Origin of the sequence: Aestuariivirga litoralis (genome assembly GCF_003234965.1) — a bacterium.
Lineage (GTDB): Bacteria > Pseudomonadota > Alphaproteobacteria > Rhizobiales > Aestuariivirgaceae > Aestuariivirga > Aestuariivirga litoralis.
In genome coordinates this window covers 1-13,902 of sequence record NZ_QKVK01000001.1, presented here as the reverse complement: position 1 = coordinate 13,902, position 13,902 = coordinate 1, and the positions used below count along the sequence as shown (strand labels likewise).

The following is a 13,902-nucleotide window of genomic DNA, read 5'->3' as shown; positions in this document are numbered from 1 at the left end:
CCTTGCCGGCACCGGGGTTTCCACGGGTGATTGAAGTTTCATCTCCTCGCGCGCCGCAGGGCGATGTCCGCGGAAGGGCGCAAGGGCTTGCTTGCATGGCCAAGTGCGGCTCCGCTAGAGTCCGCCGCGCGGCAGGCTCCATGGAATTGCAATGAATCTAGAACCCGGCTCGGTCGAACATCTTTCCCAGCTCATTTCCCATGTCGTGGCGCCGGCCTTCCTCCTCGGCGCGGTGGGGAGCTTCATCTCCCTCCTGCATGACCGGCTGCTGGGCGTCGTCGGCCGGGTGCGCGACCTCGGCAAGGGTAATGACCCCGAATTCTCCACCGAAGACCGCCGCAAGATCATCGCCCGGCTGCGCCGCCGCGCCGCGCTGCTGAACGTCGCCATCTTCTTTGGCCTGATGAGCGGTTTCGCTGCGCTCATCCTCATCATCGCCGCCTTCGGCGCCGCATTGATGGAGATCCACCATGTATGGATCGCGGCCGTGCTGTTCATCGCGGCTGCCGTTTTCCTGCTCTGCGCCGTGGTGGCCTTCGCCATCGACGTCAAGATGGCCTTCACCGGGCACGACCTGCACTGAAGCTTGTCGGCGTCCGCCGCTTCCGGGCGCGCGGCTGCGGCAGGCCCGCTGCGTCGCGGTGCCGCTGGGCGGGGCCCGCTGCAACCTTCCTCACGCCCGGTTTTGCCGGTACAAGCTCCGGCAGCACCATGCAGAGCGTTTCATGAAGCCCCGGCTGCCTACCCTCATCATCATCATGCTTGCGGGGCAGATCGTCTGCGCCCTCATCTTCATGGCCGATGTGCTGCGCGACCTCGTCGATCTCGGCGGCCCGGCCTGGGAACTCCTGCCGGAGGCACTTGCCAGCGCCGCCCTGTTCGCAGGCATCGTCTTCACCATCTTCTATTTGCGGCAGCTGCTGCGCCGGAAGGCCACGCTCGAGCGCAGCGTCGGCCTCGCCAGCGCCGCGCTGCAGAACGTCATCGAACAGCATTTCGACGACTGGAAGCTGACCCCCAGCGAACGCGACGTGGCAAGCCTCATGGTCAAGGGGCTGAGCATATCGGAGATCGCCGGCGTGCGCGGCTCCGCCGAAGGCACGGTGAAGGCGCATCTCAACGGCATCTATCGCAAGGCCAATGCCCGCAACCGCGCCGAGGTGCTCAGCCACATCATGGATACGTTGATCGACCGGCCCCTGTTGCCGGCCGAAGCGGCGCAACCAGGTCCGGCCCGGAGCGCGCGCTGATGGTTGCTCACTTCAGGCTGGCGATGTAATCCGCCAGGGCCTGCACGTAGTTGCCGGGAAGCTTTGACAGGTTGGTCTGCACCTCGCCCATGCCGCCGGACGAGAGGTGCTCATAGCCCATCATCTCGCCGTTCTGCAGGGCCGAGGCGAGGTCGGCCGCATCGCTATACTTGCCGCGCCCTACGAGGTCACGCAGCGAGGGCACCTTGCCCTCGCCGCCGGGGTGCGGGCCACCGGCGAACTGGCGGTTCCAGTCGAACACCATCAGGGCATTGCGCGGCGTGTGGCATTCGTTGCAGTGCCCGGCGCCATTGGCGATGTAGGCGCCGAGGTTCCAGTCCGCCGTCTGCTTGTCGTCCGGTGTCCATTGCGCCGTGTCGAAGCCGATGTGCTTCCACAGCCCGACGCCGCGGCGGATGAGCCAGGGCAGGGGGATTTCCGCCTGCTTCTCCGCCGAGACGACGGGCGGCAGGCTGTCGAGATAGGCCTTGATGTCGAGTACGTCGGACGTCTTCATCCGGGCGTAGGACGTATAGGGAAAAGCGGGAATGAGGTTCTGGCCCTCGGGCGAGATGCCCCGCTGCACGGCGTTGACGAAGTCGAGATCGGTCCAGGAGCCGATGCCGGTGGCGGGGTCTGGGGTCAGGTTCGGCGGGTAGAAGGTGCCGAGCGGCGTCTTGAAGGGCGATCCGCCCGACGGCAGCGACGCGTCAGACCCGGCCAGCGCGGCGTCCGGCTTGTGGCAGGACAGGCAGCCGGCGGCGTTGAACAGCAGCTTGCCATTCGCCACGTCCGGTGTGTGGGCGGGAAGCTCCGCGGCCGTCAGGGGATGAGGCGTGCTCATCCCCCAGGCCAGCGCAAGGCCGGCGACAGCGAGAACGGAGATCGTGGCAAGTGCTCTGGCACGACGGCGCATGGGCGGGTCCTTATTCGGCGGCGCGGAACGTCTCGTGGCAGCCCTTGCAGGCGGCCCCGACGGCGGGGAAGGCAGCCTTGAAGGAGGCCTCGTCCGGGGTGGCGGCAATCGCCGCCACGGCGGTGTCGAAGGTCTTCCAGGCGGCATCGAAGCCGGCGGCATTGCTCCAGATCTCCGGCTTGGCACCCGTCTTCACCGTGGCCCCGGTCTGCGTCGCCGCGTCCCAGACGCCCTTCGCCACGCCTTCGGCCTGGGCATCGGCCATCGACTTCGCGGCGGCCTTCACCGCGGCAGCGTCATAGGGGGTTTCGCCCTTCAGCATCGAGACCATGGCCTTCATGGCGGCCATGTTGGCCTTCATCTCGGCCTGGCGGGCGGTGATCAGCTCGTCCGCGGTGCCCGCCGCAAGGCCGGCCCCGGCGCCGATGATGCCCGCGCCGATGGCCAGCGCAACGGCTGCAGCGATTGTCTTCTTCATGTGTCGGATGTCCTTGTGTGAGACGGCGGCGCGCCGGGAGGCCTCGCGGCGCTCCCGGGCGGCTCGCCCGGCGGGAGCCTTACTTGCAGGCCTTGCCCTGTTCGGCGGTCAGGGTGAGGGCGGCACCGTCAACCTTCACGTCCTTGATGGTGCACAGCACGCCCTCGTCCGGGGCGGAGATCTTCAGGTCATAGGTGCCGCTGGCCAGTTCGGAGATGGTGGCGGTCTTGCCGTCGTCCAGCGCGCCCTCCTTGATGCCTTCCATCAGGTTGGCGCCGAAAGCACCCTTGCCCGCCGGCGAGGCGAAGAGTTCGTCGATCGGCAGGCCGCTGTTGTTGGTCACCGCGAGGCCGGCCGCGAAAGCGGAAGAGGCCATCACCAGCAGGGGAAGGGCGAAGAGAACGCGTTTCATGTGATTCATTCCAGTCATGATTGTCTTGGGTTGTGGACCGGCGCCGGGGAAGACCCCCGGAGCGATCCGTCCGCTGCGCCAGCGAACGGCCCGGGAACTAGAGCTGTCCGGCGCGGCAATCCATTGGGCTGGGGTTTAAACTGTCGTTTCCCAACGCCAGGGCCGGTCATCTAAACCCAGGTTTAGGCGAAAGATCAGGGATTTAGGTCCGCCGGGGGGGCGCCGCAGCTTGGCCCGTCCGGCCACTTCTCACGGCTTCAGCACGTCCATCTGGATCGGCCCTTCGGCGCGGCCGTGGATGAACTGGTCGACATAGGGGTTGCCGCTGTGGTCGATGGTCTTCGCCGGCCCCTGCCAGATGATCTCGCCCTTGAAGATCATGGCGATGTCGTCGGCGATCTTGCGGGCCGAGGCCATGTCGTGGGTAATCGACACGGTGGTGGCGCCCAGCCGCTTCACGCAGTCGACGATCAGGTTGTTGATGACATCCGCCATGATCGGGTCGAGGCCCGTCGTGGGTTCGTCGAAGAAGATGATTTCGGGGTCAGCCGCGATGGCGCGGGCCAGCCCGACGCGCTTCTGCATGCCGCCCGACAGTTCCGCAGGGTAAAGATTGCCAACCTCCGGACCCAGCCCCACCTGGCCCAGTTTCTCGATGGCGATGTCACGCGCCTGGGCGCGCGCCATGTGGCGGCCCTGGATCAACCCGAAGGCGACGTTTTCCCACACCGAGAGCGAATCGAAGAGGGCCGCTCCCTGGAACAGCATGCCGAAGCGCGACAGATAGGCATCGCGCGCCTTGCCGCGGAGGCCCACCACCTCTTCGCCGGCGATCCGGATCGAGCCCGAATCGGGATGGATGAGGCCGAGGATGCATTTCAGCATGACCGACTTGCCGGTGCCCGATCCGCCGATCACCACCAGCGAATGGCCTTTGGGCACCGACAGGTTGACGCCGTTCAGCACGTGCTTCGGCCCGAAGCTCTTGCGGACGTCGGTGAGAACGATGTGTCCCGGTTCGGCCATCACATCAATCCGCGAACAGCAGCGAGGTGAGGGCAAAGTTGGCGGCGAGGATCAGGATCGCCGAGGACACCACGGCATTGGTGGTCGCCCGGCCCACGCCCTGCGCGCCGCCCTTCGAGTTGAAGCCGTGGTAGCAGCCCATCACCGCGATAATGAAGCCGAAGACCGCGGCCTTGATCAGCCCCGATGTGACGTCGCCGAACTCGAGGAAGTCCGCGGTGTTGCGGATATAGGCATAGCCGTTGAGCCCGATCGAGCGCGTGCCGACGATGTAGCCGCCCATGATGCCGATGATGTCGGCAATGCCAACCAGGATCGGCAGCGTCACCACGGCGGCGATGATGCGCGGTCCCACGAGATACTTGAACGGGTTGGTGGCCAGCGTCACCAGCGCGTCGATCTGTTCCGTCACCCGCATGGTGCCGAGTTCGGCGGCAATCGAGGCGCCGACGCGGCCTGCCACCATGAGGCCGGCCAGGACCGGGCCCAGTTCGCGCGTGATGCCGAGCGCCACGATCGAGGCGACGAGGCTCTCCGCGTTGAAGCGCGATGAGCCGAGATAGATCTGCAGCGCCAGCGCACCGCCGGTGAAAAAGGCCGTGAGGCCGACGACAGGCAGCGAGAAGTAGCCGATCCGCATCATCTGCTCGAGGATCTGGCGCAGGAAGATTTTCGGGGTGAGGCCCTGCAGCAGCGCGTCCTTGAGGAACAGGCTCACCCGCCCGATCTCGGCAAGCATGGCCAGCGTGGCGCGGCCGATATGGGCAAGGACGTTCAAGCTGTGCGGTCCGATTCGAGTCCGGTGTAGAGCCTTGCATAGCGGCTGCCCAGCCTCGTCAGCAACTCGTAGGAAATGGTGCCCGCCCAGGAGGCTGCCGCGTCGATGCCGATGTGGCGGCCCAGGATCTCGGCCCGCGTTCCGCGCCGCACCGCGCCCACCGGCAGGTCGGTGATGTCGATTGCCATCATGTCCATCGAGATCCGCCCGATAACCGGGCAGCGCCGGTCGCTGATGAAGACCTGCGCAGGCCCTCCGGGCTCCCGGGAGGAGAGGGCGCGTGGCACCCCGTCCTTGTAGCCGGCCCCGAGGATGGCGATGCGGGTCGGGCGGGTTGCCGTCCAGGTTCCGCCATAGCCAACCGTGTCGCCCGCGGCAACGTAGCGCAGTTGCATCACGGCGCCCTCCAGGATGGCAACGGGCGACATCGGATTGGCAACGTCCTGCGTCGGATTTCCGCCGTACAAGGCAATGCCCGGCCGCACCAGGTCATGGGTGAAACCATCACCCAGGAAGATGCCGCTGGAATTGGCAAGGCTCGCCGCCACGCCCGGCAGCTTCGCCCGCACCGCCGCAAAGGCCTCGCGCTGGCGCAGGTTCAGGGGGTGGGAGGGGTCATCCGCGCAGGCCAGGTGGCTCATCAGCAGGCTGACGTTCAGGCCCTCCATGGTGAAGGCGTCGGCGAGCAGCGAATCGAATTCGGCGAGCGAGAAGCCGAGCCGGTTGATGCCGGTGTCGACATGGATGGCACAGGGCAGCCTTCGCCCGTAAACCCTTCCAAACGCTGCCCATTCCCGGGCCTCCTCGATGGAAATGAGGGCCGGGCACAGGTTGCGCTTGGCATAGAATTCGGCCTGGCCCGCGAACAGCCCGTCGAGAATGTAGATGGTCGCGTCCGGCAGCAGCTCGCGCAGCTCCTCGCCCTCCTTGGGCCGCGCCACGAAGAAGGAGCGGCAGCCTGCCTCCCACAGCGCCCGGGCCACCGGGGCAATCCCCAGCCCATAGGCGTTGCCCTTCACCGCCGCGCCGCATTCTGCCTTTCCCGCCAGTGCGTTAAGCCGCCGCCAATTGTCTTTCAGCGCCACCAGGTCAATGGTCAGCACCGCACCGGCGAGATCTTCGGGAGTGGGGGTCATGCGCGCGATCACGTCCTTTCCCGTCGTGGCTTAAAGGCGGCTGCGAGCCGGATCAAGCCTGACCGAAGGGAAGATCAAAACCCGCATGACGCTCGCCCTTCGCGCGCAGAGCGAAAGCAAAGCGAAATTGCCTTCTGCAAGCGATTGCATAATTTACAACTAGATGAACGTAACCAGCTTTGCGTTCGCAGGATCAGCCGGGGGTGACACAATGGATGGAACGCAGGCCACGCTGCAAGCGCCGCGCGAAACGAAGCGCGCTCCGAAGGCCCCCCCGAAGATTGACAACAAGGAGCTGCGCCGCGTGCTGCGCTCCGTGAAAAAGATCGCGCGGGGTGACGGCAGCGCCCTGTGGCAACCGATTGCACCAGGTGGCCCGAGCCGCTTCGATCACTATCAGTCGATCCTGCTCGATGCCTTCAAGGACCAGATGGCCGGTTCGATTCGTCGCCTGAAGGCATCGAAACCGATTGCGGTCAAAACCCGCAAGGTTGTTGCCGCCATGTTGACGCTCAACAAGTTCGCGCCGGACGACGTCGTCACCGAATAGCTAGCGGAAGGTGGATGGCAGCCCATCGAGCAGGCTGAAGGCCTCGAGATGGGAAACCGGCATCTGGCGTGTCACCGTGAGTGACTGCCTCACCTCGTCTGGAATCGATTGATCAGAGAGTGGCAATAGGCCCGCCTCGCTGATCGTGCGCCGCAGGATCTCGCGGCAGCCCCGGAACTGCAGCGTGGCCCGCACCGCCTGCGGCGCGCCGGACGGCGTCATCACCAGCGCGAGGCCGCTGAGAAAGCCCGGCGACCGGGCGCTTTCCGCCCCGATCGACACGAGGCTCATCTCGCCGCAGCCCTTGCGGTTGAGCGACAGCAGGAAGCGGGCCTTCTCCGATTCCAGCACCACGCCGTCATGCCGCCCGCTCAAATAGTAGTTCTGGTGCTGCCCGACGGCGCGATACTTGGTAAAGCGCGTGAACAGCGTGGCTCCGGCCTTCTTCTGGATGAACACCGCCTCCCGCAGGCACTGGCCCTCGTCGCGCGGCCACAGGCTGTAGAGGTGATAGCAACCGGCGCGCAGCGTGGTTGGCTGCATGGCGGCGAAGGCACTGGCGACGAGGCCCAGCCCGTGAAGCGGCAGTCCGCCTGGCATTGCCTCGCCCTTCGGTTTCTTGAGGCCGGCGGGGTCCTGAAACAGGCTTTCGGATTCGATGTGGAAGAATCCGCAGATCTTTTCGAGCGTCGCCACGTTGGGCAGCGTCGAACCCGAGAGATACTTGTTGAACTGCTGGCGGTTCATGCCGAGCGCACGGCACACGGCCGCGATGGAGCCGTGGCGCGTGCAGAGGGCGCGCAGATTGTCGGCGAAGTTCTTGTGGGGAGAGAAGGGGGCGTGCTGGTTCACCGCAGCGCCTCCGCCATGATCTCTGCTCTCATGCCCATCACCGGCCCCGCCGTTCATGTCCCGAACCAGACCGGCGTATAATGCACCAGATGCGCGCAGAACGTAATCCTATTCTGTGCAATTTGAACGAAATGCTGCTCGAACGGGAGGCAAAATGCCCGCGATGATTGCAGCTGGTTGCTATTCGAAGCGTTCCGGCAGGTAGTCCGTGCGGACGAGGTTCTGGAACTTGGTCAGGCTGGCCTCGAACTGCAGTTCGACGATGCCGGTGGGGCCGTGGCGCTGCTTGCCGATGATGACCTCGGCAACGCCGTTGACGCGGTTCATCTGCTCCTGCCAGTCGAAGTGCTCCTGCGTGTTGGGCCGGGGCTCCTTGCGGGCAAGATAATATTCCTCGCGGTAGACGAACAGCACGACGTCGGCGTCCTGCTCGATCGAGCCGGATTCGCGCAGGTCCGCCAGCTGCGGGCGCTTGTCGTCGCGGTTCTCCACCTGGCGGGAGAGCTGCGAGAGCGCGATGATCGGCACCGAGAGTTCCTTGGCCAGCGCCTTGAGGCCCACCGTGATCTCCGAGACTTCCTGCACGCGGCCCTCCGAGGCGCGGCGCGACGAGCCGGAGAGCAGCTGCAGATAGTCCACCACCAGCAGGCCGAGCCCGCGCTGGCGCTTGAGGCGGCGCGCACGCGCCGCCACCTGCGCGATGGTGATGCCGCCGGTGGCGTCGATGTAGAGCGGCAGCGACTGCATCTCGCGCGTCACCTCGACGATCTTGGCGAACTCGTCCTCGGTGATCTTGCCGCGGCGGATGCGCTCCGACGGGATCATCGCCTGCTCGGAAATGATACGCGTGGCCAGCTGCTCGGCGGACATTTCGAGCGAGAAGAAGGCGACGACCCCGCCATCCGTCACCTTCACCGAGCCATCGGCATTGTGCTCGGCCTTGTAGGCCTTGGCGATGTTGTAGGCGATGTTGGTGGCAAGCGACGTCTTGCCCATGGCAGGCCTGCCGGCGAGGATGATGAGGTCGGAGGACTGCAGGCCGCCCATCTTCTCGTCGAGGTCCTTGAGGCCGGTCGAGATGCCGGAAAGCCCGCCGTCGCGCTGATAGGCGCTCGCCGCCATGTCGACGGCATCGGTCAAGGCGCGGGCGAAGGGCTGGAAACCCTGGCCATACTTGCCCGTCTCGGCCATCGAATAGAGCGTCTGTTCGGCGCGCTCGATCAGCTCGCGCGAGGTGTCCTCGATGTCCGGCTCGAAGGCCTCGTTGACGAGGTCGGTGCCGATGCCGATGAGCTTTCTCCGCTGCGCCAGCTCATAGATGGTGCGGCCATATTCCTCGGCATTGATGATGGTGGTCGCGCTCGCGGCGAGCCTTGCGAGATAGGCGGTGCCGCCGATTTCCTTCAGCGTCGCGTCATTTTCGAAATGCGTCTTGAGGGTGACGGGGCTCGCCAGCTTGCCGATCTTGATCAGCGTCGTCGCGGCTTCGAAGATGCGCGCATGCAATGGCTCGAAGAAATGCTCCGGCAGCAGAAAGGCAGACACCTTGTCGGCCGCCTCGTTGTTGACCAGGATCGCGCCCAGCAACGCCTGTTCCGCCTCGATGTTGTGGGGCGGGGTGCGGAAGCTCTCGTCGTCCGGTGACGGCTCGACGGCGCGAAGGGCAGGGTTCTGAATCATCGGGTGACCGTAGACAGATGGCGAACATTTGCGGCGCTTTTATGCGCCTTATGAACGCTATCCACAGTGGCGGAACGGAACCGACGCGGACGCAGGGTGGTGCAGTCCTTCCCGCCTACTCGGCGGGAACCGACTTGAACCGCGGCAACTTGGAGTCGATTTCGCGCAGGCGCTCTTCTTCCGTGATCATGTAGTTGCGGGTCAACGGCAGGGCATGCTGGTTCTTCACGAACTGGATCTGGAAGTTGTTCATGCCGAGGAAGCGGAAGGCCGTTTCGGAGGCCGCGAGGTAGAACTCCCACATGCGGCAGAAGCGCTCGTCGTAGAGTTCCCTGGCGCGCTCACGGTGGTCGGCGAAGCGCAGGAACCATTCACGCAGCGTCTTGGCATAATGCAGCCTGAGGATCTCGATGTCGGTGACATAGAGCCCCGACTTCTCGATGTGCGGCAGCACTTCCGACAGGGCGGGAATGTAGCCGCCGGGGAAGATGTATTTCTTGATCCAGGCAGACGTCGCATCGGGGCCGGCCGAGCGGTTGATCGAATGCAGCACAGCGACGCCATCATCCTTGAGGAGGGCGTTCACCTTGGTGAAGAACTCCCTGAAGTGCCCGACACCCACATGCTCGAACATGCCGACGGAGACGATGCGGTCGAACTTGGTCTCGAGGTGGCGATAGTCCTTCAGCAGGAACTGCACGCGGTCGGACACGCCGCGCTGCTTGGCGCGCTCGTTCGACAGCTTGTGCTGCTCCTCCGACAGGGTCACGCCGGTGACCTCCGCCCCGCAGATCTCGGCGAGATAGAGGCCGAGCCCGCCCCAGCCGGAGCCGATGTCGAGAACCTTCATGCCGGGCTTGATGGCGAGCTTCGCCGCGAGGTGGCGCTTCTTGGCCAGCTGGGCATCTTCCAGCGAGCCGTCGTCGGTCTCGAAATAGGCGCAGGAATACTGCCGGTCGCGGTCGAGGAACAGGTCGTAAAGCGCGCCCGAAAGATCATAGTGGTGGGCGACGTTGTTCTTGGCCTTGCCGACGGGATTGTACTGGTCCACGCGCTTCATGGCGATGCGCACGGCGTTGGCCGCCTTGGCGATCTTGGGCCATTTGTGCGTCTGGGCATTCTCGAGCAGGATTGCCAGCGCGTCATAGATGGTCGTGCCGCCGGACACGTCGAGCGAACCGTCCATGTAGCATTCGCCCAGGTAGAGGTCAGCATCGGCCGCGATCTTGGCGGCGGCGAGCGGCGTCTTGATGGAGATGTTCACCGGTGTGCCCGTGCCATCGCCATAGTCGCGCAGCTTGCCGTCCGGCCCGGTCACGCGCAGCGTGCCCTTTTCCATCACTGTTTTGAGTGCACGATCCAGAAGTGCATACATGCTCCAGCGCTCCCTTGCCCGCCGCAATGGCAGCGGCTTCCGGCACCTCCCCCTGATGCCATGTTCATTAACAAAAGTTTAATGTCAGCCAAGAGCCCTGCGCAAGAGGGTGATTTCACAAGGGTTAACGCGGATTGGCGCATGGCGGCGGGGCCTCCGGGGAAGGCGGTGCGCCCTGGCTGACTTTGGTCAAGCCCTGCGGGCGCCGCGGCGCCGGGCCGGCTGACGCGCCAGTAGCCGACGGTTGCGATGGCTAGGAGGGCAGGCCGGGGAGATGCACCTCCAGCGTTGGGCGTGCCGCCTCCTCTGCCGCCAAGCACTGGTGATCGGGCGGGAGCCAGACGCGCCGTCGCCGCCCCGATCGGTGGTGGCACCGGGAACGAAAAAGGGCCGCCCCAATGGGCGGCCCCCGTTACTGCGCCTGCGCGCGGTTCAGGCGTTGTCTTCCGCGGCGGCTTCGGCCTGGGCTTCCTCGAAGAGGGCCTCGGCGGCTGCGCGGATTTCGGCGCGGTCCGAGGTCGGGCCGGTGAGGTCTTCGCCACGCGCCTGGGCGGCGGCTTCCTCGGGCGAACGGGCAACGTTCACCGTGACCTTCACTTCGACTTCCGGATGCGGCGACACGATCACCTCGTGGAGGCCGATGGTCTTGATCGGGTTGGTCAGCATGACGTGGCCACGATCGACCTTGACGCCGGCGGCGGCCGCAGCCTCGACGATGTCACGGGGCGACACGGAACCATAGAGCTGGCCCGATTCGCCGGCCTGGCGGATCAGCGTGAACACCTTGCCGTCCAGCGCCTTGGCTTCATCGCCGGCGGCGGCACGGCGTTCGGCGTTGCGGGCCTCGAGGGCCGCGCGCTCGCGCTCGAACTTGGCCTTGTTGGCCTCGGTGGCGCGCAGCGCCTTGCCCTGGCTCAGAAGGAAGTTACGGGCATAGCCGTCCTTGACCTTCACCACTTCGCCCATGTGGCCAAGCTTGGCCACACGCTCGAGAAGAATGACGTCCATCTGGGCTACTCCTTACTTCAGCACATAGGGCAGCAGGCCCAGGAAGCGGGAGCGCTTGATGGCCTGGGCCAGCTCACGCTGCTTCTTGGCGCACACCGCGGTGATGCGGCTCGGCACGATCTTGCCGCGCTCGGAGACATAGCGCTGCAGGAGGCGCACGTCCTTGTAGTCGATCTTCGGCGCGTTCTCGCCGGTGAAGGGGCAGCTCTTCTTGCGGCGGAAGAAAGGCCTGCGGGCTTGCGGAGCGGACATCAGTTGCTCTCCTCGCTGGACGATTCGTTGCGGTCTTCGCGGCGGTCGCGGTCTTCGCGGCGGCGCATCTGGGCGGAGGGACCATCCTCATGGGCCTCGACCTTCACCGTCATGAAGCGGATCACGTCTTCCGAGATCGACATCTGGCGTTCCATCTCCTGGACGGCGGCCGACGGGGCGTCGATGTTGAAGAGCGTGTAATGCGCCTTGCGGTTCTTCTTGATGCGGTAGGTGAGGGACTTGAGGCCCCAGTATTCGGTCTTGGTCACCTTGCCGCCATTGGCAGCGAGGAGCGCCTTGTACTGCTCCGTCAGGGCATCGACCTGAGCGGGTGCAGCGTCCTGACGGGTCAGGAACACGTGCTCGTAGAGAGCCATATTGGATCTGCCTTTCGTTACGTTTCACAACCGCAAGTCATCCGGCGCAGAGCCTCCTTCGAACCCGTAGAAAGGCTCGAAAGACCGGTCAAACGAAAGAGCGGAGACACGGGAAGACGGGGTTCCACCCCTGGCCACATGCCTTGCGGCGCATGACCCTTCCGTTCAGCCCCCAGCCGGGTGCCTTACAGCGAGGCGGCTTATGGCCGAAAACCACGGCCGATGCAAGGCCGCAACCGTCGTCGGCCGCACCGCGCACGATCCGCCCGTCGCGCCGTCGATTGCGCGGTTGCGAATATCTCCGATTGCCGATTGGGTGAAGTAAAAACACCTATCGAAAGTGTATAAATACCGACGTCTCGCAATGAGGTCGAATTGTCCAGAGTATTTATGCCTATGAGAATTGGGTATTCACTTATGAAACTGGTACATCTTCTAAGTTGAATGGTACTTACGCCCGGTTGACCTACGCTTTTGCACTCAATACGACCCGTTCAAGATTTAATACTATATTAAGTTTAATGAAACGGGTGACAGATGCGTCGTTTGGGGCAATTTGCGGTCAGGTCTCTTCTCGTAACCACGACCACGATTTCGGCGGGCCTACTGCAGAGTGAACTCGCCCAGGCGGCGATTACCGTCACCACCGCATCTGCCTCTGGCGGAAAGCTCACCCTGTCCGGAACGGCCACGGCGGGGTCGGTCATCGTGCTCGATGGTGGCATTGCGTCCGCCACCACCGGGGCCGGCGGCAATTTCACCTTCGGCACGGCGCTCAACTATATTCCGCATCGCTGCGTGGTAAAGCTCACCTCTGCGGGGCAGCCCACGGTTGTCGTCAATGTCGCCAATTGCAGCCCGATCACGCTGAAGACGCGCGGCGACTGGGTCAGCACCCAGGCCTACATGACCGATGAAATGGTCTTCTACGGTGGCTCCACCTGGCGCGCCAAGGTGCCGGTGCCCGCCAACATCATGCCCAGCCTCTCCGCCTCCACCTATTGGGAGGCTTTTGCCGCTGCCCCCGCCACCAGCGCAGGCGGCTCGGCCCTCGATGGACCGACCGGCGCCACGGGTGCAACGGGCGCCACGGGTGCAACGGGCGCCAAGGGCAACACCGGTGCCGCCGGCGCGACGGGTGCCGCTGGTGCGACCGGCGCCAAGGGCAACACGGGTGCCACCGGTGCCACCGGCGCCGCTGGCGCGACGGGTGCCAAGGGCAACACGGGTGCCACGGGAGCTGCCGGGGCGACCGGCCTGCAAGGTGCCCCCGGTGCAACCGGCGCAAGGGGCAACACCGGCGCCACGGGCGCCGCGGGCGCCCAAGGTGCAACGGGTGCTGCCGGCGCCACGGGAGCGGCTGGTGCCAAGGGTGACACGGGTGCCACCGGTGCCAAGGGCGACACGGGTGCCGCTGGCGCCCAAGGTGCCACGGGCGCTGCCGGCGCCACGGGAGCCGCTGGTGACACTGGTGCCGCTGGCGCCAAGGGTGACACTGGTGCCGCTGGCGCTAAGGGCGATACGGGTGCGGCCGGCGCCCAAGGCGCTACGGGTGCTGCCGGATCCCAAGGTGCCACAGGTGCTGCCGGCGCCAAGGGCGACACTGGCGCTCAGGGTGAAACGGGTGCCGTAGGTGCCACTGGCGTTCAGGGTGAGACCGGTGCCAAGGGCGACACTGGTGCCCAGGGTGAAATGGGCGCCAAGGGTGACACTGGCGCAGTCGGTGAGACCGGTGCGCAGGGTGAAACTGGCGCCAAGGGCGACACGGGTGCTCAGGGTGAAACCGGTGCCGTAGGTGCCACGGGTGCGCAG

The 13,902-nt window shown here is 65.3% G+C and carries 15 protein-coding genes and 1 pseudogene; 4 read left to right on the top strand and 12 right to left on the bottom strand.

What is annotated here, in order from left to right; all coding sequences use genetic code 11:
* The first annotated feature begins 151 nt into the window (after positions 1-151).
* Both DK847_RS00080 and DK847_RS00075 read left to right on the top strand, forming a co-directional pair.
* Positions 152-583, top strand: coding sequence for a DUF2721 domain-containing protein (locus tag DK847_RS00080; protein ID WP_111195590.1), 432 nt, complete (start codon positions 152-154; stop codon positions 581-583).
* 142 nt (positions 584-725) lie between these two features.
* The gene (locus DK847_RS00075) at positions 726-1,250 is read left to right on the top strand and encodes a helix-turn-helix transcriptional regulator (RefSeq protein WP_111195589.1); all 525 of its coding nucleotides are present in this window, start codon (positions 726-728) and stop codon (positions 1,248-1,250) included.
* A 7-nt stretch (positions 1,251-1,257) separates the two neighbouring features.
* Here DK847_RS00075 and DK847_RS00070 read toward each other — a convergent pair whose 3' ends face one another.
* The 6 genes from DK847_RS00070 to alr form a co-directional block, all read right to left on the bottom strand.
* A complete protein-coding gene (locus DK847_RS00070; RefSeq protein ID WP_111195588.1) occupies positions 1,258-2,166 on the bottom strand; it encodes a cytochrome c in 909 nt (302 codons plus the stop codon).
* A gap of 10 nt (positions 2,167-2,176) precedes the next feature.
* A complete protein-coding gene (locus DK847_RS00065; protein ID WP_111195587.1) occupies positions 2,177-2,644 on the bottom strand; it encodes a c-type cytochrome in 468 nt (155 codons plus the stop codon).
* Between the two features lie 79 nt (positions 2,645-2,723).
* The gene (locus DK847_RS00060) at positions 2,724-3,056 is read right to left on the bottom strand and encodes a hypothetical protein (RefSeq protein WP_111195586.1); all 333 of its coding nucleotides are present in this window, start codon (positions 3,054-3,056) and stop codon (positions 2,724-2,726) included.
* Positions 3,057-3,305: 249 nt separating this feature from the next.
* Positions 3,306-4,082, bottom strand: coding sequence for an ABC transporter ATP-binding protein (locus DK847_RS00055; protein WP_111195585.1), 777 nt, complete (start codon positions 4,080-4,082; stop codon positions 3,306-3,308).
* 4 nt (positions 4,083-4,086) lie between these two features.
* Positions 4,087-4,860 (bottom strand): MlaE family ABC transporter permease, encoded by a 774-nt coding sequence (locus DK847_RS00050; protein ID WP_204508185.1) that lies wholly within the window; start codon positions 4,858-4,860, stop codon positions 4,087-4,089.
* The gene (gene alr, locus DK847_RS00045) at positions 4,857-5,996 is read right to left on the bottom strand and encodes an alanine racemase (RefSeq protein WP_111196281.1); all 1,140 of its coding nucleotides are present in this window, start codon (positions 5,994-5,996) and stop codon (positions 4,857-4,859) included. Before alr ends, DK847_RS00050 begins: the two co-directional genes overlap by 4 nt.
* A gap of 211 nt (positions 5,997-6,207) precedes the next feature.
* Here alr and DK847_RS00040 point away from each other — a divergent pair, with 211 nt between their 5' ends.
* The gene (locus DK847_RS00040; RefSeq protein WP_111195584.1) at positions 6,208-6,546 is read left to right on the top strand and encodes a hypothetical protein; all 339 of its coding nucleotides are present in this window, start codon (positions 6,208-6,210) and stop codon (positions 6,544-6,546) included.
* Here DK847_RS00040 and DK847_RS00035 read toward each other — a convergent pair whose 3' ends face one another.
* The 6 genes from DK847_RS00035 to rpsF form a co-directional block, all read right to left on the bottom strand.
* Positions 6,547-7,398: a helix-turn-helix transcriptional regulator gene (locus tag DK847_RS00035; protein ID WP_111195583.1), complete on the bottom strand. Its 852-nt coding sequence runs from the start codon at positions 7,396-7,398 to the stop codon at positions 6,547-6,549. It abuts the gene before it with no gap.
* 180 nt (positions 7,399-7,578) lie between these two features.
* Positions 7,579-9,078 carry a replicative DNA helicase gene (locus tag DK847_RS00030; protein WP_111195582.1) on the bottom strand — a complete coding sequence of 500 codons (1,500 nt, stop codon included), beginning with the start codon at positions 9,076-9,078 and terminating at the stop codon, positions 7,579-7,581.
* A gap of 115 nt (positions 9,079-9,193) precedes the next feature.
* The gene (locus DK847_RS00025) at positions 9,194-10,453 is read right to left on the bottom strand and encodes a cyclopropane fatty acid synthase (protein ID WP_111195581.1); all 1,260 of its coding nucleotides are present in this window, start codon (positions 10,451-10,453) and stop codon (positions 9,194-9,196) included.
* Between the two features lie 432 nt (positions 10,454-10,885).
* On the bottom strand, positions 10,886-11,461 hold the full coding sequence (rplI, locus tag DK847_RS00020; protein ID WP_111195580.1) for a 50S ribosomal protein L9: 576 nt from the start codon (positions 11,459-11,461) through the stop codon (positions 10,886-10,888).
* A gap of 12 nt (positions 11,462-11,473) precedes the next feature.
* Positions 11,474-11,713: a 30S ribosomal protein S18 gene (rpsR, locus tag DK847_RS00015; RefSeq protein ID WP_111195579.1), complete on the bottom strand. Its 240-nt coding sequence runs from the start codon at positions 11,711-11,713 to the stop codon at positions 11,474-11,476.
* Positions 11,713-12,090 carry a 30S ribosomal protein S6 gene (rpsF, locus tag DK847_RS00010; protein ID WP_111195578.1) on the bottom strand — a complete coding sequence of 126 codons (378 nt, stop codon included), beginning with the start codon at positions 12,088-12,090 and terminating at the stop codon, positions 11,713-11,715. Before rpsF ends, rpsR begins: the two co-directional genes overlap by 1 nt.
* Positions 12,091-12,627: 537 nt before the next feature.
* Here rpsF and DK847_RS20980 point away from each other — a divergent pair.
* Positions 12,628-13,902, top strand: a pseudogene (locus DK847_RS20980) (hypothetical protein); the annotation flags it as partial.

Coding starts and splice junctions, on each gene's coding strand:
- DK847_RS00080 (WP_111195590.1), top strand. CDS start 152: ATGAATCTAGAACCCGGCTCGGTCGAACATCTTTCCCAGCTCATTTCC.
- DK847_RS00075 (WP_111195589.1), top strand. CDS start 726: ATGAAGCCCCGGCTGCCTACCCTCATCATCATCATGCTTGCGGGGCAG.
- DK847_RS00070 (WP_111195588.1), bottom strand. CDS start 2,166: ATGCGCCGTCGTGCCAGAGCACTTGCCACGATCTCCGTTCTCGCTGTC.
- DK847_RS00065 (WP_111195587.1), bottom strand. CDS start 2,644: ATGAAGAAGACAATCGCTGCAGCCGTTGCGCTGGCCATCGGCGCGGGC.
- DK847_RS00060 (WP_111195586.1), bottom strand. CDS start 3,056: ATGAAACGCGTTCTCTTCGCCCTTCCCCTGCTGGTGATGGCCTCTTCC.
- DK847_RS00055 (WP_111195585.1), bottom strand. CDS start 4,082: ATGGCCGAACCGGGACACATCGTTCTCACCGACGTCCGCAAGAGCTTC.
- alr (WP_111196281.1), bottom strand. CDS start 5,996: ATGACCCCCACTCCCGAAGATCTCGCCGGTGCGGTGCTGACCATTGAC.
- DK847_RS00040 (WP_111195584.1), top strand. CDS start 6,208: ATGGATGGAACGCAGGCCACGCTGCAAGCGCCGCGCGAAACGAAGCGC.
- DK847_RS00030 (WP_111195582.1), bottom strand. CDS start 9,078: ATGATTCAGAACCCTGCCCTTCGCGCCGTCGAGCCGTCACCGGACGAC.
- DK847_RS00025 (WP_111195581.1), bottom strand. CDS start 10,453: ATGTATGCACTTCTGGATCGTGCACTCAAAACAGTGATGGAAAAGGGC.
- rplI (WP_111195580.1), bottom strand. CDS start 11,461: ATGGACGTCATTCTTCTCGAGCGTGTGGCCAAGCTTGGCCACATGGGC.
- rpsR (WP_111195579.1), bottom strand. CDS start 11,713: ATGTCCGCTCCGCAAGCCCGCAGGCCTTTCTTCCGCCGCAAGAAGAGC.
- rpsF (WP_111195578.1), bottom strand. CDS start 12,090: ATGGCTCTCTACGAGCACGTGTTCCTGACCCGTCAGGACGCTGCACCC.